This window comes from Photorhabdus aegyptia (genome assembly GCF_000612035.1).
Lineage (GTDB): Bacteria > Pseudomonadota > Gammaproteobacteria > Enterobacterales > Enterobacteriaceae > Photorhabdus > Photorhabdus akhurstii.
The window spans coordinates 18,667-44,387 of the sequence record NZ_JFGV01000004.1 but is presented as its reverse complement, the minus strand read 5'-3'; the positions used below and the strand labels follow the sequence as shown (position 1 = coordinate 44,387).

17 protein-coding genes and 1 pseudogene are annotated in these 25,721 nt (G+C 43.0%); 13 read left to right on the top strand and 5 right to left on the bottom strand.

Translation table 11 applies throughout. From position 1 onward, the window contains the following. Nucleotides 1-985: 985 nt before the first annotated feature. From BA1DRAFT_RS02180 to BA1DRAFT_RS02160, 4 genes are all read left to right on the top strand, one after another. Entirely contained in the window at nucleotides 986-2,983 is a 1,998-nt protein-coding gene (locus BA1DRAFT_RS02180; RefSeq protein WP_051560623.1) for a dehydrogenase E1 component subunit alpha/beta, read from the top strand. 9 nt (nucleotides 2,984-2,992) lie between these two features. Then, nucleotides 2,993-4,555 carry a biotin/lipoyl-containing protein gene (locus BA1DRAFT_RS02175; protein ID WP_036775762.1) on the top strand — a complete coding sequence of 521 codons (1,563 nt, stop codon included), beginning with the start codon at nucleotides 2,993-2,995 and terminating at the stop codon, nucleotides 4,553-4,555. Further along, a complete protein-coding gene (locus BA1DRAFT_RS02170; RefSeq protein WP_036775761.1) occupies nucleotides 4,548-6,395 on the top strand; it encodes a type I polyketide synthase in 1,848 nt (615 codons plus the stop codon). Before BA1DRAFT_RS02175 ends, BA1DRAFT_RS02170 begins: the two co-directional genes overlap by 8 nt. Nucleotides 6,396-7,021: 626 nt before the next feature. Further along, nucleotides 7,022-7,444, top strand: coding sequence for a cupin domain-containing protein (locus BA1DRAFT_RS02160; RefSeq protein WP_036775759.1), 423 nt, complete (start codon nucleotides 7,022-7,024; stop codon nucleotides 7,442-7,444). Between the two features lie 547 nt (nucleotides 7,445-7,991). Here BA1DRAFT_RS02160 and BA1DRAFT_RS02155 read toward each other — a convergent pair. The 4 genes and pseudogenes from BA1DRAFT_RS02155 to BA1DRAFT_RS02140 form a co-directional block, all read right to left on the bottom strand. Further along, nucleotides 7,992-8,207: pseudogene (locus tag BA1DRAFT_RS02155) on the bottom strand (DUF6392 family protein); the annotation flags it as partial. Nucleotides 8,208-8,413: 206 nt separating this feature from the next. Beyond that, the gene (locus BA1DRAFT_RS24485; RefSeq protein WP_036775758.1) at nucleotides 8,414-8,617 is read right to left on the bottom strand and encodes a hypothetical protein; all 204 of its coding nucleotides are present in this window, start codon (nucleotides 8,615-8,617) and stop codon (nucleotides 8,414-8,416) included. A 253-nt stretch (nucleotides 8,618-8,870) separates the two neighbouring features. Continuing rightward, on the bottom strand, nucleotides 8,871-9,128 hold the full coding sequence (locus BA1DRAFT_RS02145) for a bacteriocin immunity protein (RefSeq protein ID WP_011146157.1): 258 nt from the start codon (nucleotides 9,126-9,128) through the stop codon (nucleotides 8,871-8,873). Continuing rightward, a complete protein-coding gene (locus tag BA1DRAFT_RS02140; protein ID WP_036775756.1) occupies nucleotides 9,125-10,813 on the bottom strand; it encodes an S-type pyocin domain-containing protein in 1,689 nt (562 codons plus the stop codon). Before BA1DRAFT_RS02140 ends, BA1DRAFT_RS02145 begins: the two co-directional genes overlap by 4 nt. 305 nt (nucleotides 10,814-11,118) lie before the next feature. Here BA1DRAFT_RS02140 and flhB point away from each other — a divergent pair, with 305 nt between their 5' ends. The 9 genes from flhB to BA1DRAFT_RS02095 all read left to right on the top strand — a co-directional run bounded on the left by flhB (nucleotide 11,119) and on the right by BA1DRAFT_RS02095 (nucleotide 23,561). Then, nucleotides 11,119-12,270 carry a flagellar biosynthesis protein FlhB gene (gene flhB / locus BA1DRAFT_RS02135; RefSeq protein ID WP_036775755.1) on the top strand — a complete coding sequence of 384 codons (1,152 nt, stop codon included), beginning with the start codon at nucleotides 11,119-11,121 and terminating at the stop codon, nucleotides 12,268-12,270. After that, complete coding sequence (flhA, locus tag BA1DRAFT_RS02130) at nucleotides 12,263-14,344, top strand: flagellar biosynthesis protein FlhA (RefSeq protein ID WP_036775754.1); 2,082 nt, start codon at nucleotides 12,263-12,265, stop codon at nucleotides 14,342-14,344. The genes flhB and flhA overlap by 8 nt, the downstream gene beginning before the upstream one ends. Nucleotides 14,345-15,127: 783 nt before the next feature. After that, nucleotides 15,128-15,547, top strand: coding sequence for a hypothetical protein (locus tag BA1DRAFT_RS02125; protein WP_036775752.1), 420 nt, complete (start codon nucleotides 15,128-15,130; stop codon nucleotides 15,545-15,547). Nucleotides 15,548-16,248: 701 nt separating this feature from the next. Further along, complete coding sequence (locus tag BA1DRAFT_RS02120; protein ID WP_036775751.1) at nucleotides 16,249-16,755, top strand: hypothetical protein; 507 nt, start codon at nucleotides 16,249-16,251, stop codon at nucleotides 16,753-16,755. Nucleotides 16,756-16,872: 117 nt separating this feature from the next. After that, on the top strand, nucleotides 16,873-18,441 hold the full coding sequence (locus BA1DRAFT_RS02115) for a WD40 repeat domain-containing protein (protein ID WP_036775749.1): 1,569 nt from the start codon (nucleotides 16,873-16,875) through the stop codon (nucleotides 18,439-18,441). Nucleotides 18,442-18,459: 18 nt separating this feature from the next. Next, the gene (locus BA1DRAFT_RS02110) at nucleotides 18,460-18,882 is read left to right on the top strand and encodes a hypothetical protein (protein WP_036775748.1); all 423 of its coding nucleotides are present in this window, start codon (nucleotides 18,460-18,462) and stop codon (nucleotides 18,880-18,882) included. Between the two features lie 35 nt (nucleotides 18,883-18,917). After that, nucleotides 18,918-20,423 (top strand): RICIN domain-containing protein, encoded by a 1,506-nt coding sequence (locus BA1DRAFT_RS02105; RefSeq protein WP_082303615.1) that lies wholly within the window; start codon nucleotides 18,918-18,920, stop codon nucleotides 20,421-20,423. 70 nt (nucleotides 20,424-20,493) lie between these two features. Further along, complete coding sequence (locus tag BA1DRAFT_RS02100; RefSeq protein WP_036775746.1) at nucleotides 20,494-21,990, top strand: hypothetical protein; 1,497 nt, start codon at nucleotides 20,494-20,496, stop codon at nucleotides 21,988-21,990. Between the two features lie 71 nt (nucleotides 21,991-22,061). Then, nucleotides 22,062-23,561 (top strand): hypothetical protein, encoded by a 1,500-nt coding sequence (locus BA1DRAFT_RS02095; RefSeq protein WP_036775744.1) that lies wholly within the window; start codon nucleotides 22,062-22,064, stop codon nucleotides 23,559-23,561. 515 nt (nucleotides 23,562-24,076) lie between these two features. Here the strand turns inward: BA1DRAFT_RS02095 and BA1DRAFT_RS21165 are convergent. Beyond that, complete coding sequence (locus tag BA1DRAFT_RS21165; protein ID WP_051560622.1) at nucleotides 24,077-25,405, bottom strand: hypothetical protein; 1,329 nt, start codon at nucleotides 25,403-25,405, stop codon at nucleotides 24,077-24,079. Nucleotides 25,406-25,721 lie beyond the last annotated feature (316 nt).

The window sequence follows — 25,721 nt, the reverse complement described above, 5'->3', positions numbered from 1 at the left end:
ATCAGGATTGATGCTGGATGATTTCGTCAATTCAGCTTTATCTATTGTTTGATATGAGGAGGTCATTATTGATATTCATCACAAAACATAATGAATTCTAATGTGAACATAAAGTCTCAAGTTCGATTGATATAATACGTGTTATTATTGAGGCTATGTCTTGGTTAAACATAAAAATACCTAATGAAGAGCTTGTCGAAAAAATCTGATCACTAAAATAATTTAGCAAAGTAATGAATTATTCCTATGTCTTATCATTGCAGGATTTAAAGACAGGGTTTTAAAGAACTGGTAAGAGCCTGTTTTTTAATTGTATTAGTTGTATTGTATTAGTTGTATTGTATTAACTGTATTGTAATCATGGAAATGCCGATGTTTGTTGGCCCTGCTCTTAACGAATGGCTGTTGTTCATCGGTTGGAGTTTTTTAAATGGTGTCACATTATGTTCAGGACAATGCTAAAAATTTAGGGAATACCATGACAGCCGGAACCATTTATGGTTATGGAGATAATTTTTCCCCCCATGTTAGGTGTATATACCCTATGGATTTCAAGATGCATCGCGACTGCAAGGGAGCGAATCCCCGGGAGCATAGCAAACTATGTGACCGGGGTGAGTGAATGCAGCCAACAAAGAGGCAACTTGAAAGATGACGGGTATATACCCTATGGATTTCAAGATGCGTCGCGACGGCAAGGGAGCGAATCCCCGGGAGCATAGCAAACTATGTGACCGGGGTGAGCGAGTGCAGCCAACAAAGAGGCAACTTGAAAGATGACGGGTATAAACGTAATTAAAAATTGTGACCGTATACCTCTATCTTTTGCAATTCGTGTAGGCAATAACCCTACGTTCGCTTCTTTTATCGGGATCTATAGTCTCTCAAGTAATCATGAACGGGACTACCCCGTGTTCGCTTTTTTATCAAGCATTAAGCGCAATAACGACAACTACCACGTTAACTATTTGTGAGGAAAAAGAGAGTGATAGACGTACAGATCAATGAAGTACCTCTTAAGGAACACAGCCCTTCAATGGATAACTGTCTGGATGAACAAAAGTTACTTTATGACATGCTGCTGTCACGGGAATTTGATAATCGTAGTGCGATAGTCACACGACAAGGCCGAGCTTGGTTCCATGTATCGGCTGCTGGACATGAAGGGCTGGCAGTACTGCCGCAGCTTATGGAAAAGAATGATGTGCTGGTTCCTTACTATCGTGATCGGGCATTAGTATTAGCGCGTGGTATGTCTATTACTGAAATGACAAGGGAACTGATGGGCAAGGCCACTTCTCACTCAGCCGGCCGCACCATGTCGAATCATTTTTGTTCCAAAGAGCATAATATCTTCTCGGTAGTCAGCCTGACGGGAACCCAATGTATTCCTGCGGCTGGCGCTGCTTGGGCAAGCGCGTTGGACAATAAAAATGGGCTTGTCGTGTGTGGTGTCGGCGATGCGGCGACCCGGCAGGGAGAATTTTATGAAGCGGTCAGCTTTGCGGTTGAAAGGCGTTTGCCAGTCGTTTTTGTGGTTTCCGATAATAAATTGGGTATTAGTACCTCAACGGAGAAGATGGCTCCGTATCGATTGGGAATATTTAACGAGTGTTGGATTCGCCGTGTTGATGCCCGCAAGCCGGAGACTTTGTTTCCTGTAGCACAAGAGGTATTCAATAAGGCGCGCTTTGAGCGGACTCCCTGCATATTGGTTTGTCGTATGGATCGGTTGGATTCTCATTCCAACTCAGATTCTCACAAACTGTACCGTACCCAAGATGAACTGGAAACACTACAGGACCCTATTGAAAATTATGTCGCCTATTTGAAGGAAAAGGGGGCGATTACTGAGCAAGCGCTGGCTGAACAAAAAGAGCGCATTAAAGCTGATGTCGCGGAAATATTTGAGCGTGTTTATCACGAGGAAGAGCCTGATCCGGCAAGTGTCAGTACCTATTTGTGTAATCGTGAAAGCGCTCCTGTTGTACATGCTGAGATGGAAGCCGAAGAGACGCAGTTTAAAGCGGTGAATCAGGTTTTGGACGAGGCGTTGAGCCAGAATCCGAAAGTGCTGATATTTGGTGAGGATATTGAAGACCCTAAAGGGGGTGTTTTTGGTTTCACCCGTGGATTATCCACTCGCTATCCTGATCGCGTTATGAATGCTCCCCTTTCAGAAGCCACGATTATTGGCTCATCTGTTGGGTTATCCGCCTGTGGTTGGCGTCCGATTGTCGAACTGCAATTTATTGACTTTGTTGGGTTAGGTCTCAATCAGTTACAGTCGCAACTTGGCACTTTAAGTTGGAGAACGGTAGGGAAGTGGCGCTGTCCGGTGGTGATATATGCGCCTTATGGCGCTTATCTCCCAGGAGGCGGTATATGGCACAGCCAAAGCTCGGACGGTATCCTGGCGCATATTCCCGGTATTAATGTTATGGTGCCAACGACACCGGCTGATACCGTCGCATTGTTCCGTACCGCGTTAAGTCTGGACATGCCGAGTCTGATCCTAATCCCTAAACACCTTATGAGAGAGCGCCATGAGCGTCGGTTGGTGACGCCTGTGTCGCTTGGGCAGGCAAATATCGTCAGGGCAGGAAAGGATATTACACTGGTTGCTTGGGGAAATACTATTCAGCTGGCGACGATGGCGGCTCTTCAAGCGGAAAAAGACAATATTGACATTGAAGTGATTGAATTGCGTAGTCTGGTACCTTGGGATAAACAACGGATTGCGGAATCTTTGCGCAAAACCGGGCGGCTTATCGTTGTGCAAGAGGATACCCGGACGGCCAGTGTTGGGGCATCTATTATTGCTGATCTTTTGGATGAGAATGACAATTTCTTCTCTTTACTGGCCCCTCCGCGCCTGGTGACGCGTGAAGATATTCATATTCCTTTTAATCCTTGTTTAGAGAAAGCTGTTTTACCCGGCACGGATGACATTTTAGCTTCCGTCTATGCGGTAATGAGCTAAGGAGAACTTATGGCACAGTTGTTTATTCCCCCGATGGGAGAAGGAACCACGGAAGTCGTCATCATCCAGTTACTTAAGCAGGTGGGAGATCATGTCAAGCGTGATGAGCCTGTTTATGAAATGGAGACGGATAAGGCTGCCTTTACCATTGAGTCTGATGTTGAAGGGATCTTGGAAAAATGGTTGGCTGCGGAAAATGATATTATCCCTGTTGGAGCGCCTATTGCAGTCATCAGGGCCGTCGGTGAGGCGGCAGAGCCTTCCCCGGTCAGTGAAGAGTTAACGCCTCCGCCGGAGAAAGTGGAGAGAGTGGAGGAAGTAGAAAAAGTAGAGCAAGTAGAGGCTGTTCCTGAGGTATCTGCTCCTCCTGCGCGTATTCCGCCAAAAACCCGTCAATACGCACAAGAACACCAAATTGAGCCGCACATTCTTAATCAACTGGCGGAAAAATATGGCACATTATTGCCAAGCCATATAGATGATTACCTTCAACAGCACCGCGAAGCTAAGATGTCAGAAGAAACCAAGACATCAAAACAGGACATTACAGAAAATGGCAATGTGGGCTTTCTGTCACGAGATCAACAGCGTCTTAATCGTGCAATACGGTTAAATAGCGCTACGGTACAGCCTTGTTGGGCGGCTAAACCATTACCGATTGAGCTTGTTGATAACGCCATTCATCATTTAACGGAGACCTCTGGTCAGCAGGAGTGGATAACGCCATTTCAGGTCATCACTTATGCGATTTCTCAGGCATTGAAAAAATTCCCGATGTTGCGTTCGAGGCCGCTTGATCAAGAGCGTTATCACACTTATACCGATATCAACTTGGGGATTGCTTTTCTGGATGAAAAAGGCGATTTGAGCTCGTTAAAAGTACCGAGCACGCAGACAATGAGCTTTTTTGAGTTCAGGCAACATCTGAATGGTGTACTTGATCCAGATGCGGAAAAACTGCCCGTTGATATTGATGTTCCTATGATGATCTCTTATACCGGCAACGATGGCGCGACCTTTGCCGTACCGGTTATTGTGCCGCCATCTCAGTCAACATTGTTCATTGGCGCGCCTCACAACAAAGAGATGAGCCTCGTTCTGGCATTTAATCACTATTTGCTCAATGGGGTAGAGGCGTCTGAGTTTATTTCCGAGATTATTGTTCAGGTTCGTGCTCTGTCTGGGCCACGATCAGTTGCACATCAGATAGAAGCTAAACCGGTTAAATCGGTTGCTGGGCAGTTACGTACGCTGCTGGCGGATTTCCTGAATTGGGATGAAGATTTTACTGAATCAATGATGCAGCGCACTTGGGCTGATTTGGGTATTGATTCGCTCAAGGCAGTCAAACTAGCAGAGCGGATGTCAGGGCATTTTCGTCGAAAATTATCGCCAACGCTGTTCTGGCGTTATAGCTCACCGCATCGATTGATTGAATATCTTGACACTGCCAAAACTGAACTGACTGAGAATAAACATTCCTTAGATGACTTTATTAATGCGATGCGTAGTCTTGATGGCGAAGCCGCATTAAGGTTACAGCGCCTCATAGAAGGAGGAAAGCATGGATAATCTGCACCACATATATCATTCGCTTAGCCCGGATGAACAACGGATAGCTAAATCTGCCTTGTTGGAACATTTAAGTTCCATTACTCCCCCAGTAAGTAGTGCGGGTGATACCAAACAGATGCCTATTGCTATTGTGGGCATGGCTTTCCGACTTCCTGGGGCGGAAGATTCACCGGAACAAATGTGGGAGATCTTAAGAGCTGGGCACAGTGTAATAAAAGAGATTCCAGAGCAGCGGTTTGCATCTGGAAAACCTTACGTCATTCCGTTGCCGAAAAAAGCCTTGAAAGCTGGGTTGCTCGATAGTATTGATGGTTTTGACGCGCCATTCTTTGGTATTTCTCCGCGAGTCGCGGCCATGATGGACCCGCAACAGAGAATGCTGTTAGAGCTGACCTGGCAAGCTATCGAAGATAGTGGTGCTAATCCGCTTGGCTATTCAGGATCAAAGACGGGTGTTTTTATTGGTTCATGCAGTAATGATTATCGTGAACTGGTTGCGGCTGATATGGCGATGGCAAATGCTTATGCAACGCCAGGGACACTGAATTGCCTGCTGGCTAATAGATTGTCATTTTATTACAACTTTATTGGTCCGAGTTTACAAATTGATACTGCGTGTTCAAGTGGATTGACAGCACTGACACTCGCGGTGAATTCATTGCGTTCTGGGGAGTGCCAACAGGCGATCGTTGGCAGTGTTAACCTATTGAGCAACACATTCAACATGGCTGCTTATTACCGAGCGGGAATGTTATCTAAAGATGGTTGTTGCAGGGTTTTTGACGCAGATGCTAATGGTTTTGTCCGTGGTGAAGGGGCCGTGTGTCTGTTCTTGAAAACGCAAAAACAGGCATTAGAGGATCGAGATCCTATTTATGGATACGTTCGGGCATCGGCGGTCAATCATGGCGGGCGTGCTAATTCACTGACTTCACCTAATCCTGAACAGCAAATTGCGTTGGTCAAGGATTGCTTGCAACAGGCTGGCGTCTCTGCGGAGCAAATCAGTTACCTTGAAGCACATGGAACAGGAACCTCATTGGGTGATCCCATAGAGTTCAATGCGCTTAATGAGATCTTTAATCGCGATGAATCAAGAGAAACGCGACAACCTTGTTATATCGGCTCAGTAAAAGCCAACATTGGGCATTTAGAAGGTGCTGCGGGGTTAGCGGGTATCGTTAAAGTTTTATTAATGTTGCAGCATAAATCCATTGTGCCTTGTGCCGCGTTTCAGCGTTTGAATCCTGAAATTGATAGTGTGGATTCGCGCTTACAACTGGCTACAGAGGAAAATCCTTGGCGGGTGGGGGCAGGACAAAAGCGTTTCGCTGGACTCAGCTCGTTCGGATTGGGTGGCAGCAATTCCCACGTCATTCTGGAGGAGGCGCCAACGCAAGCGCCGCAACAGATTAAAGCCAATTTGGAGGGGTATTATTATCCCATCTCGGCTAATAGCCAGGCATCGTTACAAAAAATGGTGGCTATGCTAGGGGATTTTATTGAGAACGATGAAAACATTGAGCTGCCAGCGGTTAGCTGGACATTACAGTTTGGCAGGGCAGCGTTATCTTATCGGGCATTATTTGTTGCAACATCACGGCAGGATCTACTCAGGCAGCTACGAGATTTTGCGTCGTCTGCTTCAACCAAAGAAGATCAGCTGCATATGGCAGAGGATGATTCTCGATTCTTATGGTTGCAAGGTCAGGATATAGATTGGCGTACCTGCTGGCCTTCCGGGCAGAAACCGTTGCGTATTCGATTGCCTAAATATGCTTTTGAACATCGGCATTATTGGTTGCCTCACAATGAATCTGTGGTTGCAAAACAGTAGAGAGTGAAGCGGAACAGGAAAGTCAAAGAGCATGGTGGAAACCCCACAATCTCGTAAGAGGTTGTGGGGTTTGTTTTGTTTGTCTTATGTTCCGATTTGCATTGAAAGAGGAGCCTCGGCGGATTTGGCTAAGAAATTAGTATTTAATTTAATTAAAACGATGCTCAAGCAGTTAAAGGGTATTTTTATAATGAATATTTTAGTTGCTGTACTAAAATAAAGAAATGGCGTTTATACATCTTTAAAATAGTTATTTTTAGTGAGAGTTAAGGTTAATTTAATTAGTTTCATTATTGTCCTGGCTTAATAATGTAATTAACCTAACTTTTGGTTGGTATTATTTTAAACTTAGGTTATCTTCTACAAAGATATTTAAAATAATCGTTTTTCAGTGATTGTTATCACAAAGTGAATATTTGTAAAATACTACTATGGAATTACATATTTCTGTTTGATATATTGTTAATAACCAGTTAGTTTCTTTATCGATATAATTTGGTGATGATTGAAATTTTACTGGGAAATATTATTTATTTGATAGAGAGATAGTGTTATTTCAATTAATAAAGAGAGATGATAGTTACTTTAAAATAAAATCTTATTTATAGAGATAAAAGGAAAGTAATATGGAATTTATTAAAAATAGATTTTGTCACTGGAACGGTGAACATCTCGTTGTCGATACAATGGCTAGAAGTCATAAAATGGTAAACAGCATGGGAACGGGCGAGGGATTAGTTTCGTTTGATGGCTTTGGTGCTGATCTAATTCGTTTCAGCAAAGATGAAGGGATGCAGAATCATACTCACTTAGGTCATCATATCTTATTTGTCCTCTCAGGAACGGGTTATGTTATTTATGCGGGTGAAAAGCATAAAATAGAACCTGGAGTTTGTTATTTTGTGAATGGACAAATAGATCACGCGATTAAAGCAACTAGCGATTTGGTTATGCTGGTTGTCGGTAATAATCATTGTGCGGTTGATTCGCAAGATAGGACGACGCTGGTGCCATATAGAGAAGGAACCCCAGAAGAATTAAAGGTTTAACTTGGGATAAATTGAATTAAGCATATGCTAGTGCTTGGTGAGTTGCGAGAATGCCATGATATTCTGCCAGATATTATATTCATAAAGATAATTACAAATCAGGATAAGTCATTGGAGTGATAAAAGGATGATATAAGATTTTTTCAATTAATATAATATGGGCATCTTATGAAGGGGATCAGGTACTAGCCTATGAAACATTAGATTTACTGGAAATAAAATGGAGAAATATATTAGAGATAATATGCTATTGTAATAATAAAGGTGGAAATAACGATTGAAATTACTTTAACCTAACATTTAAATTGGAAAATAATTTCAATGAATGGTGGTAATGAGTTTTCGAATTGAAATTAATTTAAATAACCTGAGTTCTGGTTAAGCCGTTACTAACATATCCATTTCTAAGCAGGAAATATTCAGTGACGTTGTTCTCTTTGGGACAAAATGGTTGAGTAGTGCCAATCTTAGTGCTACGGTAAATAGTATTATATGATTGGTGAATCATTGTTTCTCAGGTCATTACAAATGCCAACTATCAGTGAGTTTTTTTCTGATCAAGAAAAATAAGTTCTATAGCAAACAGAATCTTGCCTTCCCTCTTGAAAGCCAAATACATCTCTTCTTTAATCATATCTAAAGTGATATCAGGATCTCCTGGGTATCCTGTTGGCTTAGTCTTATAAGGGATTAACCCTTCATCAAAAATTTCCTGATAAGATTTATCCAAACAATTAATCAATGCTTCAATATTTATCGCCATTATTTATATACCGAATGAACTTCAAGATGCTTGAGCCGTCAGACATAAAAACATTTAAATTCAACAACATAATCGTTTTTCAAACATGCACTTTGAAGTATCTTGAGTATATAACCTCTTTTCTCAATTAAGCCAATTTATTTTCAATTTAACCTTTTAAGCTGTTGATTAATGAATTGGCTCTCAGGAAAATCTCCTCTTTTTGACTACCACCAACGTACTTCTGAGGTGGGTAGAAATGTCACTTCTTTAACGCGCTCTGATAGATCATAGGTCGCACTGAGTTTTCTATGGACATCAGCAGGAATAATTATAGCTGCTACATTTTTCGATAATCTTTCCAGTTGCTTGGGTTTCAGTTCTGGATAAAGGTTTTTCCAGTAAGCCTGAACCGCAGCATCTGAAGGCATATGATCTGCATGTGTTCCATTCCTCAGTCTCCCCGCAAAAATCCACCTCAAACAATTTCACCGGCGGCTTACTCAAATACACATACACCGGTGGCATATTCGGGATGGGGAGTATCAGAATATAATCCCGAAAATCCTTCTCTTCCGGCATCGTCAGCGATTCAATACCAATATGATAGCTGTGTGAGGTATTAACCTTACTTAACCGTGATAAAAAGGATTATAAAAATCCTTTTTATCACTGACTTAATTGCTATTTTTTAAAGCCAGGTTTACCGCTTTTGGCTCGCCATTCTTTGATTTGCTTCACTATTCCTTCAGGAGAATCATCCTGACCAGACGATGGGTAAAAAAGGATATCAGTACCATCTGGATGCTCTGATAAACGGATAAAATCTTGAACTGCAACATTAGCTTCATCTTCCGTCGCATAGTCTGCATTGCATACTTTTCTGGCAAATTCTAAAAACTCAGCTTCTGTATAATCTTCTAACTTTTTATTTAACTTCATTTTATTCCACCTTTGCTTGAATGAATTTCGATATGCCTTTTTGGTGTTGTTACACGAAGGTTATCGAGATTATAGACTTCACCACCGTCTTTAATAAATTTAACATGATGGATCTCATATTTTTCTCGATTTCCAATGTGTTCCTGTTGTGGTGAATATGGAGAGTAACTCTTTTTTAAAAACTCTTTATTATGTGAATTAAATTGCTGAGACAACTCAGGATCATTACCAACCTCTTTCCAAAATGCCCTTCTGAAATCATCAAAGTTATTAAATCTCCTCCCTCGTAACTTATCCGCTATCTGGCTAGGGATGGGTGCCCCCATATCTTGTCCTGCGAGACTTAACCAATTACCTTCAACTCTTTGTCCTTGGCCAGTTACCACTCCCGGTTGGTTCCGAGGAGTATTAAACATCACATAAACTGGTTTCATTCCTGAACCGGCGGGAAAGACCAGAATATAATCCCGAAAATCCTTCTCTTCCGGTATTGGCAACGATTCAATATCGCTGCCGACTTTATCCGGGATCGGCAATACGGTTATCTGCGACGGAATAAACGGCTGTTCCTCATTCCCGGTATGGGGTGGAACTTTGAATTCCTGCTCGTTTGGTGTCCATAAAATCGTCGGCCGGTATTCTCCTGGTTCCCAGAACTCATAATTACCGGTGACTGGATTCAGTTTCATCATATGAACCGGCACTTTATCCAGACCACTTTCTGGGCTGACGTGATACCCCTGAACTGTCATCCTGCCGCTTTTTTCATCTCTGATCCAGCGAAAACGGACACGGGTCGGTGCTTTACCATACTGACTGGCAATTTCACTAAGATGATATTGGTTTAAGTAATCTTCTTCGCCTTCATTTAACCCCGATGAATAAAACAACCCCATTAACCCGACTGTCAACGGATTCGGCGCCGCCAGCCAACGTCCGGCACTGGTAACGCCACCACCAATGAAACGCATCACCAGCGCTTCGCCATCCGCTACCGCGCTACGGGTCGTTGCAGCTACAACAGTTGCAGCGGCTTCGGCCTTACCTTTGCTGTCGTTAAACCACCGTTTATACCACGGTAATTTTTTATCCTGTGGCTTATCCGGTTCTGGCGGGTGTTTCTTGCCTTGCGGAGGCTGTTCAGGCTTTGATTCCGTGACAGGAGCGGGCGATGATAGAACCTGATATATCCCCATTCTACCGAAATTATCTGCCGGTTCAGTCTCCGTACCGGCGTCGGTACAGCCTTTGCCCCGTTGACGAGATTTAGCAAATACCGGGATCGGTGGAGGCGGCGCTTGTGTCACCGGTGGAGGATTGGGCTGAACTATTGTTGCTTCCTTCATTGGTGATGAGAAGTTTTGCGTCGCCATATAAGCAGGCGTTACCGCTTGTTGACGAGGCTGTTCCTGCTTCTCGTAGCTGTCCATAACTGAGTTAATAAACCGGGCCCGGCAAGGGCAGGTGCTGACACTATCCAATGTGCCAGCTAATCGTTGCCCCATATCAAACATGTCGGATATGCCGCCGACAATCGTGTAAGTACCGGGATGTTTACCACAGGTAACTTTATCCCCTTCACGCGCAGTTGCTCGCCCGTTAAATGTCATGGTGTGATCACCCGTAATAATCTGTCCGCCACAGGTGGTTTTGTCACCAACGAGCAGGTAATACCCTATTGCCATCTGCTTCACTTCCCCTTTGACTAACCACATTAATCTTTTGTTTAACTAAAATAATTACCGTATCGTTACAACTTAAAAGGTAATAATTGATCGGTAATGCAATATATTTGAGTTAAAGAGATATAGAAAAGTTCAGAAATTAATGAAAATAAAATCGAATTTTTTGCGGCTAGCTCTATCCCGCAAATACCCGGTCAAATTTCTCATTGTTCCAGCCATCGGATTTTTTCTCTTTTGTCATGCTAACCGCCATTTGATTCCATATTTTCTGATCGATAGCGTTTGAAAATCTGACAAGGAAAGCCGTGGCTGAAGATAGCGATCTTGAGAAAACAGAAGAACCCACGCCTCATAAGCGGGAAAAAGCCCGAAAAGAGGGGCAGATAGTCCGCTCCAGAGAGCTGAGTTCTATCTTGATGTTGACCAGTGGTTTAAGTTTGCTCTGGATGAGTGGTCAGTCAATGACGCATGAATTGTCGTTGATGGTATTTGAAGGGTTTAGCTTTGATCACAGTATGGTCAGCAATGATAAGCAGATGGTGCAACAGATTGGCAGGTTGCTGCAACAGGCTGTTTTGGCTCTGCTGCCAGTTTTTGCTGGATTAGTGTTAGTTGCATTAAGTGCCCCGGCGCTGTTGGGTGGGTTAGTGTTCAGTACTAAATCCATCAAATTTGATCCGAAAAAATTGAATCCCATTTCTGGCTTGAAACGTATTTTTTCAATGAATGCGTTGGCGGAATTATTCAAAGCACTGCTTAAAGCGGGATTTGTCGGTATTGGTGCTGCTTTGTTCCTTTGGATGAACTGGCCTGCCATGTTACGGCTTATAGCTCAACCGCCATTGTTGGCGCTGGATGACGCTATGCAAATGCTGATATTCGCCGGTTATGTGGTGGTTTTCATGTTGATACCGATGGTGGCTTTCGATGTTGTTTATCAGATATACAGCCATTTGAAAAAACTAAGAATGACCCGGCAGGAAATAAAGGATGAGTTTAAAGAACAAGAGGGGGACCCACATGTTAAAGCGCGTATCCGTCAGCAACAGCGGGCGGCTGCCCGTCAGCGAATGATGGCGGATGTACCGAAAGCGGATGTGATTATCACCAACCCAACTCACTATGCTGTTGCGTTGAAATATGACGAAAAAGCGATGAGTGCGCCAAAAGTATTGGCGAAAGGGGCGGGGTTAATTGCTTTACGTATTAAGGAAATCGGTACAGAAAACCGCATTCCATTACTTGAGGCGCCGCCGCTTGCCAGAGCGCTTTATCGCCATAGTGAAGTCGGCGGGCATATTCCCGCGACACTTTATGCAGCAGTCGCGGAAGTCATTGCCTGGGTTTATCAATTGAAACGTTGGAAACGGGAAGGCGGCTTGAAGCCGAAGAAACCTGAAAATCTGCCAGTGCCGCCAGCACTGGATTTTGCTGGAGAAAATAATCGTCATGGCTAATCTGGCCTCTATACTTCGTTTACCGGGCAATATGAAAGGTTCGCAATGGCAAATGCTTGCTGGACCGGTATTGATCCTCTTGATTTTGTCGATGATGGTATTGCCATTGCCGCCATTCATGCTTGATTTGCTGTTTACATTTAACATAGCGTTATCAATCATGGTGTTGCTGGTGGCGATGTTTACCCGGCGTACGCTGGATTTTGCCGCATTTCCGACCATTTTGCTGTTCTCCACGTTATTGCGCTTATCTCTTAACGTAGCTTCAACCCGTATCATTTTATTGGAAGGGCATACGGGTTCTGCGGCAGCGGGGCACGTTGTAGAGGCATTTGGTCATTTTCTGGTTGGTGGCAACTTCGCTATCGGTATTGTGGTATTTATCATCTTGGTATTGATTAACTTTATGGTCATTACTAAAGGTGCAGGGCGGATTGCCGAAGTGGGCGCCCGTTTTGTGTTGGATGGCATGCCAGGTAAACAGATGGCAATTGATGCCGATTTGAATGCCGGATTAATTGGTGAAGACGAAGCGAAGAAACGCCGGGCGGAAGTGACCCAAGAATCGGATTTTTATGGTTCGATGGATGGCGCCAGTAAGTTTGTGCGCGGCGACGCGATTGCCGGATTAATGATTTTAGTTATCAACGTCGTCGGCGGCTTAATTGTCGGTGTGGCACAACACGGTATGAGTCTGGGGGATGCGGGAGAGACTTATACCCTGTTAACCATTGGTGATGGTCTGGTTGCACAGTTGCCTGCGCTGATTATTTCTACTGCGGCCGGTGTGATTGTTACCCGTGTAGCAACGGATCAGGATGTTGGTCAGCAGATGGTGACTCAACTGTTCAACAATCCCAGAGTAATGATGTTGAGTGCGGGTGTTCTCGGATTATTGGGTATGGTGCCGGGAATGCCGAACTTTGTTTTCCTGTTATTTACTGTGGCGTTGGCAGGTCTTGGCTGGTATCTATATCGTCGCGCTGATGCGCCGGTAATAAACACAGAAAAACCGAAAATAGAAGAGCAACAACAGGCATCGGAGGCTTCATGGTCTGATGTTCAGCTTGAAGATCCTTTGGGTATGGAAGTGGGATATCGCCTGATCCCGATGGTTGATTTTCGGCAGAATGGTGAGTTATTGGGGCGAATCAGCGGCATTCGTAAGAAATTTGCCCAAGAGATGGGATACTTACCGCCGGTTGTTCATATCCGAGACAACCTTGAACTGGCTCCGGCGGGCTACCGTATTCTGATGAAAGGGGTAGAAATTGGTCGCGGTGAAGCGCATCCGGGACGTTGGCTGGCGATTAATCCCGGTGGCGCCGTAGGGGAATTGCAAGGTGATATCACAAAAGATCCCGCTTTTGGTCTGTCTGCGGTTTGGATTGATGACAGCCTCAGAGAACAAGCTCAGGTTCAGGGATACACGGTGGTTGCCGCCAGTACGGTGGTTGCGACCCATATGAATCACCTGTTGACGCAATATGCGAATGAGTTATTTGGTCGTCAGGAAGCGCAACAACTGTTTGAGCGAGTCAGTCAGGAGATGCCGAAACTGACGGAAGACTTTATTCCTGATGTTGTTAATCTGACAACCTTGCATAAAGTGCTGCAAAATCTGTTGTCCGAACAAGTACCCATCCGGGATATGCGGACGATTATTGAAACTTTGGCTGAACATGCGCCTGGACAAACTGATCCTTATGAATTGACATCTTTGGTTAGAATCGCGCTTGGCCGGGCAATTGCTCAACAGTGGTTCCCCAGCGCACAGGAAATTCAGGTAATCGGATTGGATGCGGGTCTTGAGCGTTTGTTAATTCAGGCATTGCAAAATGGCGGAGGTCTGGAGCCCGGATTGGCGGATAACTTACAACGGCAGGCGACGGAAGCACTGCAACGCCAGGAAATGTTGGGTGCGCCTCCGGTACTGTTGGTCAATCATACATTACGCCCGCTGTTATCACGTTTCTTGCGTAGAACTTTGCCTCAATTAGTGGTTTTATCTAATCTTGAAATCAGCGATAACCGTCAAATTCGTATGACAGCGACCATTGGTGGTAATGGATAGCGGTATCAATAGAATAGCAGGCCATTTTATTCCCAAATGGCCTGCTATCATCATCTTTCGATATTAATAGTTATTTTTATTCATAAAAATTAATAATATCAATGCCGGGTTCCCCTAGTTTAATATTAGCTTAATTATGACAGAGGCAAAATTAGAAGTGGATAAATAGGCTTAATAAAATAATTAACTAAAATCTCATTGTGATAATTATCACTTTTCTAATCATTATTAATTGATTTTTATGGTCTCCTTCTGATTGAGTTAAGTTATCAGTATTTTCCTTATTTTAATATGGCTGAACGGATATTGCATAGGTAATATCTAGCAGAAGTTTGGCAAAGTTAATTAATATGAATAAGGGGTTGTTATGATAAATAAAAAAGTGAGTGTTCTTGCAGGATTGTTTTTATCTTTAATTGCTGGAACAGGAGTAGCAGCTGAAAAAGCATCGGCTGATAAAATAGAGTAGGAAGCTGTTCCAGGCGATTTTACTTGTTTAAAGGAATACGAACATGTTTACTTCCGGATTAACGATGTTGCACTTATTATGTGAATCCAAGTGATGATTTTATATTCTGGCTGATATTAAAAAAATTTCTGAATAGCTCAAAAACAGATCAAATCATACGGAGCGAGAATAATAAATAACGGGCCAAATAGTCGAATGTTGAATAAAAGAATGATAAAGGAAAGATAAAAAATAATACACAAAATTGGGTGACGAAAAAGGAAAATTCAGTAATATCGGATGCCCTAAACAATTCAAAAGGATGAGAGTTAAATATGTATAAAAATATGTTAAATCCCGTAACATTAAGAAAAACAGCAAACGGACCTCAACTAAAAGGAAATGAGGGGACATATGACACATCAATATTAAAAGGCAGCCCTGTAGGACGAAGGGATATTGGGAATTTCGCACCACTACCCGCTCAAGCAGAAGTTTTTCAAAAAGTTGTTGACGAAAAAATAGCAAGCTTCAACACAAATGGAAATCCAATATCAATCGTTGTCTGGCACAATAGCCGGACGGGGCTTACCCATATCATGGATGGTCAGCATCGATTTATTGCTGCATGTATACTTGGAGTACCCGTTAATTTGACATGGAAAAAGTTCGGCATACCGCCTAATCAGATAGACTGGAGTGGTACAAAATTTTCAGATGGAATACCAGCTAAAACCAAGATATTTGGAAAATAATCGATTAAATTAATTTAGTATGTATTAAGCGCAACTTGAGCTGATACAGCACCTTGAAAAATTGAGAGTTACCGGTTTTGGTATGGGTTTGAAATCTTAAATAAAACGCCAGGTAACTCTCATGCTCCATATTACCAATCCTATTGTCAAATATATAAATCTGGAGGGTTAGTTCTATTTTTATATTTTATTAGTTTTAAGTTTCTATATTTTTAATTTTTATAATTATCTATAAATTTCTCCATTTAAATGGATTTAAATTTATATTAAAAAATCAGTTTTAATTATTGTATTTGGTTTAATTCGTAAAATGTTTTTATTATGTAGCAATGAAATAGTCCGGCATAAATATGTAACATTTATAAGTGTCATTGATTATTATGTTTGCTCTAATAAAACCTTTGGTTGATTAGTTTAAATCTAATTAAATTAATAGTTGTTGCGATACCAGTGTAATATTGTTTAAACGATATCTTTTTATGTGATATTTTTAAAAAAAAGAAATTAAAATCTTATTAAATAGCTGGCAAAAATTCACTTTTCTATAATGCTTAAATATAGATGATTTTCTCGTACGAAAAACGAAAAACGAAAAACGTAGGCAAGTTAAATATTAAATAAGTGTTATCGGAAGCGAGTCTGCCGAGGGCAGTTTCAGTTATAAATAGCCAAGGTTTGATTTTATTAATGGGGGAAACATTATGTCCACTGAACCGCCGCTATATCAAGAAGATATTGTCGTGATACATGTTGCCACACCCAGTGATTTGGCGAAGTTTGCCGATCAATCACTCTTCTGGAATGAAAAAACCTATGAACAGATGAAAACTGCGGAAGTGTTGTTTACACCCGCGGGAGAAACTCCACCTGGTCTGGGCGTTAAACATGTCGCTACACCCGATAATTTGGCGAAGTTTGTCGATGAAGAAGGTTACTGGAATGAGAAAACCTACAAACAGATGGAAGCTGTGAGGGTGTTGTTTATACCAGCAGAAAAAATACGCGGTGTGGGGATTAAACATGTTGCCACGCCCGATGATTTGGCGAAGTTTGCCGATAAAGAGCTTTTCTGGAGTAAGAAAGACTACGAACAGCTAAAAGCCGCAGAAGTACTGTTTGTACCAAGAGAAGGAATGCCCGGTTCGGGGGGTAAATATATCGCTATGCCAGACGATTCGGCAAAGTTTATCGGTAAAGCGGCCAGTTAGAATGAAGAGAAACGTCAAGTGGGGGATAAAGGCAGAATATTGTTTATCTCGAAAGTAAAAGAATAGAACGAGGTGTGGCAACGTTAATTTATCTGTCATTCTGCATTGGAGGTATCAATGGCTCACAATAAGATATCTACATCCAGCGAAAATAATTTGTTGGATAAAGAAGAAGTTAAGTCCTGGTTTAAATTATATTCTTTGCCGAAAAGTGAAAATTATACTCAATTGGTGCAAATAGCGGCGGAAGGTCGGCGTTTGGCCGGGCTGGACCCTAGTCAGGTCGATAATAATCCAGGGGCAGGATTAAACCGAGATCTGGATGAGGTGAATTTACTCTTAGTGAATCCCGGAGAAGGGATGCATATCGGGGAAGACCGTGAAATTGCGGTCAATATTGATAAGGACAGCGGCTTACAGTTTATTAATAGCGAATTGGGGTTACGCCCTGACTTTAAATTGTCGCTGGAATTGTTTGAGAGTTTTACAGAGGAACAACAACGAGAACTTTACCGTTGGCTGATTCATGCTGAGGAGATGGCAGCCAGTAAGGTGCAATTGCCCGCGTTTGATTTGCCGACTAATGGTAACAATAAAAACCTTGGCGCTGTTGTCAGTGTCAGCGGCGATGGGAAAACTATCGCGCTTAGTGGGGCAGAGGCTAAGGAACCTGTATATCTATTTTCTTATACCGATAACGGTTGGCGGCAGCAATTCGCTGATTACGTCAGTGGTTATGGCGGCAGAGCGCTAAGTCTGAATCGAAATGGTAATGTTCTCGCGGTGGGTATTGATAACCGAAACAGTGATGGCGGGCATGGCTCAGTGTTCGTTTATCACAGATTGGCAAATGGCGCGTGGGAAAAATCGGCCAAACTTTGGCTTAGTGAGGCGAACGTTCAGCAGCATTTCGGTTGCGCTGTGAGCTTGAGCGCGGATGGCACACTATTAGCGGTAGGCTCTTATGGCTGGAGATCGGGTTTATTGGCTAACTGCGGCGCAGTGTATCTTTATCAGTATGACGGGAAGAAATGGTCACAGCTTGGTGAGCGTCTGACCTTAGCTTCTCCGGCACAGGGCGATATGTTTGGCGGCAAACTAAGCTTGAGTGCGGATGGTTCAACCTTGGCAGTGGCGGCAACGGGGCGTAATGGTAATGGTGAAGTGACGATATTTCATCGTCATGGGGAATACTGGCAGCCGCAACTGCCACTCAATTCGCTGACTTCGCCTTTAACCATCAGCAATGACGATTTTGGCACCAGTCTCAGCCTGAGCGATAGCGGCGACATTTTGGCGGTGGGGTGTCCGGGAGAGAAGGGCAATATTGGTGCGGTTTATTTGTACCAGCGTCATCGTAATGGATGGCAAGTTATAGGGATACTGAGAGAAGCGGTGACAGCCGGAGAAAGGTTTGGCAGCGAGCTGTCTTTGAGTAGTGACGGCCAGATACTGGTGGTGTCAACACCTGTTGGTAAAAATGACACAGGTGTGCAAACCGGTGCGGTATGGTGGTTTAGCTATCAGGATGAACAATGGATTATGCAGGGCAGGTTACTGGAGCTGGATGGGGAATCAAACCATAAATTTGGCGCCGGTGTTTGTCTTAGCGGTGACGGCAATACGTTGGCGATTGGCGCCAGTGGCTGGAAAAGTGGAGAAGGGAAAGTTTACCTTTACGACTAGCTAAATGAGGAAAAGACGATGGCGAAAGAGATAACAGATGAAACGGTCAGCCAGCTTAGTACCCACTTCGCCCCTGGCAAGATCCCGACTGAGGCGGCATTTTATTCACTGATTGATTGGGCCACATTGTGGCGACAGCTTTTTGGTTGGCAGGATGGTGATCAAGCTTATCATCCGGGGGTCGGATTGCAGATTATCGATAACCGTTTGGCGGTTAAGACTGGAGATGGCATCGCGGTGGAACCGGGAGGGCTTGCGTTAAGGCTACAGCCCAATGGGGGATTGATGTTGGATAAATCTGGGGCGTTGTCGGTGGATGGTACTGTAGCGGTTTCAGCACAAGCTTTTAAATTGCTTCCTGAGGAGACACGGAAACAAATTGCCGGGTTGTTATTGAATGCTGAGACAAAAGGCAGAAAACAGGGAACAGAAAACAGATGACGGTGACTGTCTAATACGGCTTTTGAGGAAATATTATGACTGATAAAGAAATTAGTTCTGTTGACTCATTGAAAGCGAGTTTTAAGTCCGGTGTTCCGCCCACGCCTGAAGCATTTTCCCTCTTGATTGATGAGGCATATAAGGCATATGAAATCATTGATGGTGATAAGGGTGATGGCCCGACCGCAGGGCTGAAACGAGATGACAAAGGAAAACTGGCCCTCAACACTCACCATTCTGGCGGGTTAAACCTTGAACAGAGGGCTTTGGCGTTGTCACTAAAGCCAGACGGTGGGTTTTCTTTTGATGGAGGAAGGCGTCTGAAATTGGATGCCGATCGGCAAGTTCAGTTTGCCGATTTTTTCAGTTTATCGCGGCGGGAGCGGATGGAGATCGCACAGTTGTTGGGTTTGAAACGCAGTACCAACACCAAGATGACGCGTATTGTTGCTCCTTCCCCTAAAGAGAATGAACGCTTTGGCACTTCTGTTAGCTTGAACGCGGCGGGAGATTGCTTAGTGGTTGGGATGGGGAAAGTACTCTATTTGTATATGTGCCGGAAGGATGAGTGGTGGAATACAAGCACGCCCATTGTGTTTGAGGCTTATGGTGATAAATATCGCAGTGCTTCATGGAATGTCAGTCTGGATGCGGAGGGAGATAACCTGGCAGTGGGATACTCAGATGAAACTGGTAATCAAAAAGTGGAGGTTTGTGTGTATACGCGCACGAATGGTATCTGGGATACAAAAAATCCCATTGTGTTTCCGATCGCGCGTTCTTATGGAAACTATGGTGTGAGTGTCAGCTTGAGTGCAGCAGGAAACTGTCTGGTGGTAATGGGGGACTATACGTTCTATGTGTATACACGCACAAATGGGATTTGGGACAAAGAAAACCCCATTCAGCTTCGTTTTACGGATGTTGGTAACGGGGTTACCACGATTTGTCTGAGTGCCTCGGGAAACTGCCTGGCAGTGTATGGAAACTATTCTTATCATCCCGCACGAAGCACGGTTTATGTGTATACACGCACGAATGGGACTTGGGGTGAAAGCTACATTAGGTTCCATCCCCCTGGAGATAGCTCACCCGGTTTTGGCAAGGTTTTTAGCCTGAATGCAGAGGGAGATCGTTTGGCGGTGGGGGCGGATGATGATTCACCCATTATTAATGGGAAGGTTTATCTGTATACGCGCACGAATGGGATCTGGGATACACAAAATCCCATTAAATTTTCGGCTCCTGCAAGTGGCGTAACGTATTTTGGCTGCGCTATCAAACTGAATGATGCGGGAGACCGTCTGGCAGTGGGGGCGGCTTCCCGGGTGTATGTGTATACCTATCTGAATGGTAAATGGAATATGGAAACACCTATCGAGATTTTGGACCCTTCAGGCAATTTAGATAATGTAAATGGTTTTGGTAAGGCTGTCAGTTTGAATAAGTTAGGGACGAGTTTGGCGGTTGGTGCGGTTTTAACCAAGGTTGGTTCTGCGCCTGAAGCTGGTGCAGTTTGTATCTTTGAGAATGTCAAATGAAGACAGAGGACAGAAAACGGAGGACAGAGAACAGATGACGGTGACTGTCTAATACGGCTTTTGAGGACATATTATGACTGATAAAGAAATTAGTACTGTTGACTCATTGAAAGTGAGTTTTAAGTCTGGTGTGCGACTTATGCCTGAAGCCTTTTCCCACTTGATTGATGAGGCATATAAGGCATATGAAATCATTGATGGCGCTCAGGGTGATGGCCCGATCGCAGGGCTGAAACGAGATAGCAAAGGAAAACTGGCCCTCAACACTCACCATTCTGGCGGGTTGAACCCTAATCAAGGTGCTTTGGCGCTATCATTGAAGCCAGAAGGTGGGCTCTCTTTTGGTGGGGGAGGGTATCTGAAATTGGTTGCCGATCGGCAGGTTCAGTTTGCGGATTTTTTCAGTTTATCGCGGCAGGAGCGGATGGAGATCGCGCAGTTATTGGGTTTAAAACGCACCATAGTGACGCGTATTGTTTCTCCCTCTCCCGAAGAGTATGAGTCCTTGGGTTATTCTGTTAGCCTGAATGCGGCGGGAGACTGCTTAGCGGTTGGGATGGCTGATAAAGTCTATGTATATATGCGCCGGAATCGTGGTGAGTGGGGTACAAGCACGCCTATTGTGATTGATTCTTTTGAACGTCATTATAGTACCACGTCATGGAATGTCAGTCTGAATGCGGCGGGAGATTGCCTGGGATTGGCAAATAGTAGGCCCGATGATTTCCGCAGGCGGGTTGGTGTACATATGCGCACAAATGGCGTCTGGGATGCGAGAAAGGCCGTTTGGTTTCCGGACCCGAACAGCTATGAAATCTTTGGTGCGAGTATTAGCGTGAACGCAGCGGGAGACTGCCTGGTAGCTGGAAGCGAAGAATCCACTACGGTTCATATGTATACACGCACGAACGGGATCTGGGATCGAGAAAATCCCATTAAGTTTCCGCTCCCTTCGGGTTCTTATCGGTTTGGCACGGCTGTTGACCTGAGTGCTGCGGGAAACTGTCTGGCGGTGCATGATGACCATAATTTCACATTAAGTACGGTGGTTTATGTGTATACACGCACGAATGGGATCTGGGATACAGAAAACCCTATTAGGTTTAGTCAACCTGACGGTCGATCATCTAATTTCGGCCAGGTTTTTAGCCTGAATGCAGAGGGAGATCGCCTGGCGGTGGGGGGGGGTAATGAGTTACCCATTACTAATAGTAAGGTTTATCTGTATACGAGCACGAATGGGATCTGGGATACAGAAAATCCTATTAAGTTTCTGGCTCCTGCAAGTGACGTACCGTATTTTGGTCGTTCTCTCGATCTGAATGCTGCGGGAGATCGTCTGGTAGTGGGAGCGGCTGCCAGAGTGTATGTGTATACCTGCCTGAATAATAAGTGGAATATGGAAACACCTACGGAGATTTTGGACCCTTCTGGCAATTCAGGTTCTTTTGGTAGATCTGTCAGCCTGAATAAGGCGGGGACGATTTTGGCAGTTGGTTCAAAGTCAGAGAGTGTCGATTCTAAATCCCAAGCTGGTGCAGTTTATGTTTTTGAGGATATCAAATAGAGGACAGAAGACAGAAAACGGATGACAGAAGGCAGATGGCAGTGATTGTCTCATACGGCTTTTGAGGACATATGATGACTGATAAAGAAATTAGTACTGTTGACTCATTGAAAGCGAGTTTTAAGTCTGGCGTTCGGCTTATGCCAGAAGCCTTTTCTCATTTGATTGATGAAGCATATAAAGCATATGAAATCATTGATGGCGCTCAGGGTGATGGCCTGACCGCAGGGTTGAAACGGGATGGTAAAGGAAAACTGGCCCTCAACACTCACCATTCTGGTGGGTTAAACCTTGAACAAGGGGCTTTGGCGCTATCATTGAAACCAGAAGGTGGACTCTCTTTTGATGGGGGAGGGTATCTGAAATTGGATGCTGATCAGCAGGTTCAGTTTGCGGATTTTTTCAGTTTATCGCGGCGGGAACGGATAGAGATCACGCGGGTATTGGGTTTGAAACGCACCATGATGACGCGTATTGTTTCTACCACTCTCTCTCCCGAGGCGCGTGAATTTTTTGGCTATTCTGTTAGCTTGAATGCGGTGGGAGACCGTTTAGCGGTTGGGATGAATACTAAAATCTGTATATATACGCGCCGGAAGAGTGGTGAGTGGAATACAAGCACGCCTATTGTGCTTGAGTCTTATCAAAGTGATTCTTCATGGGATGTCAGTCTGAATGCGGCGGGAGATTGCCTAGCGTTGGCAAATAGGTTCAGACAGAGGGTTGGTGTACATATGCGTGCAAATGGCGTCTGGAATGTAAGAAAGCCCGTTTGGTTTCCGGCTCCGAGCCGCATTGAATTCTTTGGCCTGGGTGTCAGCTTGAGCGCAGCGGGAGATTGTCTGGTGACTGGGTGCGAATTCAAATCTGCGTTACATTCTACGTTCCATATGTTTACACGCACGAACGGGATCTGGGATAGCGAAAATCCCATTAAGTTTCCGGTCCCTTCGAGTTCTTATGAATTTGGCAAGGCTGTCCGCCTGAGTGCCGCAGGAAACTGTCTGGCGGTGCATGGTTACGATGATTTCACAATAAGCACGATTTATGTGTATACACGCACGAATGGGATCTGGGATAGCGAAAACCCTATTAAGTTTATGGCCCCTAAAGATGAATTACGTCGTTTTACCAAGGTTTTTAGCCTGAATGCAGAGGGAGATCGTCTGGTGGTGGGTTCAAGTTCTTATCAATCCACTAATGTTGTTAGGGAGATTTATCTGTATACGCGCATGAATGGGGTCTGGGATAGAGAAAACCCCATTAAGTTTTCGGCTCCTACAAGTGACGTATATTTTGGCGATTTTCTCGAACTGAATGCTGCGGGGGATCGTCTGGCAGTGGGGGCGGCTTCCCGGGTGTATGTGTATACCTGTCTGAATGATAAGTGGAATATGGAAACACCTATGGAGATTTTGAACCCTTCAGGCAATTCAGATAATTTAAATGGTTTTGGTGGGCCTATCGGCCTGAATAAGGCGGGGACGAGTTTGGTTGTTAGCGCAACGTCAGAGAGTGTCGATTTTAAGCTCAAAGCCGGTGCAGTTTATATCTTTGAAAATATCAATTGATGGCCATAATTGTTAATACTAAGTTCTAAGTTGAATGTGCCTGATCACGCATGCACCATTCCCGTTGTTATCGCGTTTTTTGCGAAGAATTGGCTAATGAGTCAGGAACCAGATCATTCATAACAGCAAATAAATCTTTAAGAGGTAGGCTTTCAACTCAAATCCTACTTTTTTGCGATAAATCTCACATTTATTGAATATTTAGAATTGATCATGTTCTCAGCACTGAGAATAAATCTTATTTATGATAATATTACAGAAAGTTTTTAAACTGAGTGTATATAAAATGCTGGTTGCTCTTTTTTTATCGATATTTGTTATTTTTTTTATGTTATCTATGTTGGTTAATTATTTTTTTATACTAGGAAGAAATTTTAAAAAAACTATATTGATATCATTGCTAATGACTGTTATTGCAATATTCAGTCACGTTTTTCCTCAGGTTATTTATCAGTACTTTTTTTAATTGGGTATTTGGTATAAGGTCGCGCATTTAATGCGCGACCTTAAGAATATTATTGTTTATTCTGTTGAATTAATGGTTTGATTTTATTTTCATAAATATTTTTATCGATCTGAAAATTTACATTTTCCTTCCATTCCCCAGTGATTTCAAATGGCTCTCCACCCCAATTAATATCTTCCGTCTTCCAGTTAAATGTATCATATGGATCAGTAAAATTATCATATAGTTTATAATTTATTACACCGGATATATTATATTTATCACCTGAGTTTTCTGCCTTAATATTTATCAAATTTCCACTAATCGTTGCACCTCCAATAGCCCACAGAGGGTCGATACCTGGTATTTTTGATTCCTTAGCAAAATCATAACCATTTTTAAAATCAATTCGTTCACCATTCTGAATTTGTGAAATAAAACGAGATTGAATACTGCCTTCTGTTCTGCCAAATGCACCTGGCTTCTGCATTAATACACGAATTCTATCATGCACACCGATTTCAGAGAGAGTGAGTTCTCGACCTGATTTTCCTGTAAAATGAAAAAACATTCCCAATCCACTCATGCTATTATCTGTAGTCAATAATTTTTTAGTATTTGTTTTGATCTCTTCTTTTGCCGGTGTTATTTTATTTAATACATTAATGAGTTCATGTTTTGCATTATATAAATCCATCGCTGGTGCTACAACGTATTCATTCCAAACCCCGGTCCAATCTCCCTGATATCCAAGCACGGCTTTTGCACTTTCAATGAATGCAAGCGTAAAAATATCTTTCCTATTAGAGTTTGCATATTTTAGAAAGTTTCCCATATTCCGACCATTAAAAGACATCTTTTTAATAGCCAGATCTTTTATTTTTTCTTGTCTAAAAGACTCTTGATTTTCAATATATTTTTTTAAATTATTCTTTTGCTCAATCAATAACTTGAAATCAACAACATTTGTTTTTAGTGCTTCGGAAGAATTCTCAGAAGCCAATTTATTTAATATGACCAACAACATTTCCGCTTTTAGAAGAGAGTCGTCAAAATCATAAGAAACGTTTTTCTCAGAATCTTCTAATTCTTTTGTTACATTGGTTAATTTTTTATCAATAACTTCAAGATCGTTTTCTCTAAAGTAATGGTCTACGTCTTTATAAGGAGTTCCAGGTTGTCCCCAGGGTCTATTAATGGGGGGTGTCCAATTATAGGTTGGAGGCTGTGTTGGTTTATTATAGATACCTGTATAATGAGTAATGCTATGCCCTCCACCCGGAACCCCAGGAAAAACGGGGGTTGTCGTTGTTGTCCAGCCATTTCCATGATTGATTGTACTTCCCGGAGGAAAAACACTGCCAAGGGGAATAACAGGGCCGAAATTAAAATTAGACATAAAAAACCTTTTTGATAAATTTAAAGTGTATTTTTGTTAAAGAACGCGATTATTGAATGAAAATCAATAGCTACTTTCTTGTTCATTATTTTAAATATCTTTTAATAACATTTTAAATAATTAAATATGTGATATCATAGTTAATAAAACTATTATCATGTTATAGTTGATGAGTAATACTATTCTATTTAGTTGAGAATAAATTAAGGTATGCTAAATACACAAGTTGTAACGGTTCGCATTCCATCAGTACGGGCTTGCAATGATTGCAAATGAAATTTTTGCTTTGGTACTGACTGTTGTTTGGTTTGGTTGT

What these genes read in the sequence shown, in the direction of transcription:
- BA1DRAFT_RS02095 (WP_036775744.1), top strand. Translation starts at nt 22,062, where the DNA reads ATGATGACTGATAAAGAAATTAGTACTGTTGACTCATTGAAAGCGAGT.
- BA1DRAFT_RS02175 (WP_036775762.1), top strand. Translation starts at nt 2,993, where the DNA reads ATGGCACAGTTGTTTATTCCCCCGATGGGAGAAGGAACCACGGAAGTC.
- BA1DRAFT_RS21165 (WP_051560622.1), bottom strand. Translation starts at nt 25,405, where the DNA reads ATGTCTAATTTTAATTTCGGCCCTGTTATTCCCCTTGGCAGTGTTTTT.
- BA1DRAFT_RS02105 (WP_082303615.1), top strand. Translation starts at nt 18,918, where the DNA reads ATGACTGATAAAGAAATTAGTTCTGTTGACTCATTGAAAGCGAGTTTT.
- BA1DRAFT_RS02125 (WP_036775752.1), top strand. Translation starts at nt 15,128, where the DNA reads ATGTATAAAAATATGTTAAATCCCGTAACATTAAGAAAAACAGCAAAC.
- BA1DRAFT_RS02120 (WP_036775751.1), top strand. Translation starts at nt 16,249, where the DNA reads ATGTCCACTGAACCGCCGCTATATCAAGAAGATATTGTCGTGATACAT.
- BA1DRAFT_RS02160 (WP_036775759.1), top strand. Translation starts at nt 7,022, where the DNA reads ATGGAATTTATTAAAAATAGATTTTGTCACTGGAACGGTGAACATCTC.
- BA1DRAFT_RS02140 (WP_036775756.1), bottom strand. Translation starts at nt 10,813, where the DNA reads ATGGCAATAGGGTATTACCTGCTCGTTGGTGACAAAACCACCTGTGGC.
- flhA (WP_036775754.1), top strand. Translation starts at nt 12,263, where the DNA reads ATGGCTAATCTGGCCTCTATACTTCGTTTACCGGGCAATATGAAAGGT.
- BA1DRAFT_RS24485 (WP_036775758.1), bottom strand. Translation starts at nt 8,617, where the DNA reads ATGCCTTCAGATGCTGCGGTTCAGGCTTACTGGAAAAACCTTTATCCA.
- BA1DRAFT_RS02145 (WP_011146157.1), bottom strand. Translation starts at nt 9,128, where the DNA reads ATGAAGTTAAATAAAAAGTTAGAAGATTATACAGAAGCTGAGTTTTTA.
- BA1DRAFT_RS02115 (WP_036775749.1), top strand. Translation starts at nt 16,873, where the DNA reads ATGGCTCACAATAAGATATCTACATCCAGCGAAAATAATTTGTTGGAT.
- BA1DRAFT_RS02170 (WP_036775761.1), top strand. Translation starts at nt 4,548, where the DNA reads ATGGATAATCTGCACCACATATATCATTCGCTTAGCCCGGATGAACAA.
- BA1DRAFT_RS02110 (WP_036775748.1), top strand. Translation starts at nt 18,460, where the DNA reads ATGGCGAAAGAGATAACAGATGAAACGGTCAGCCAGCTTAGTACCCAC.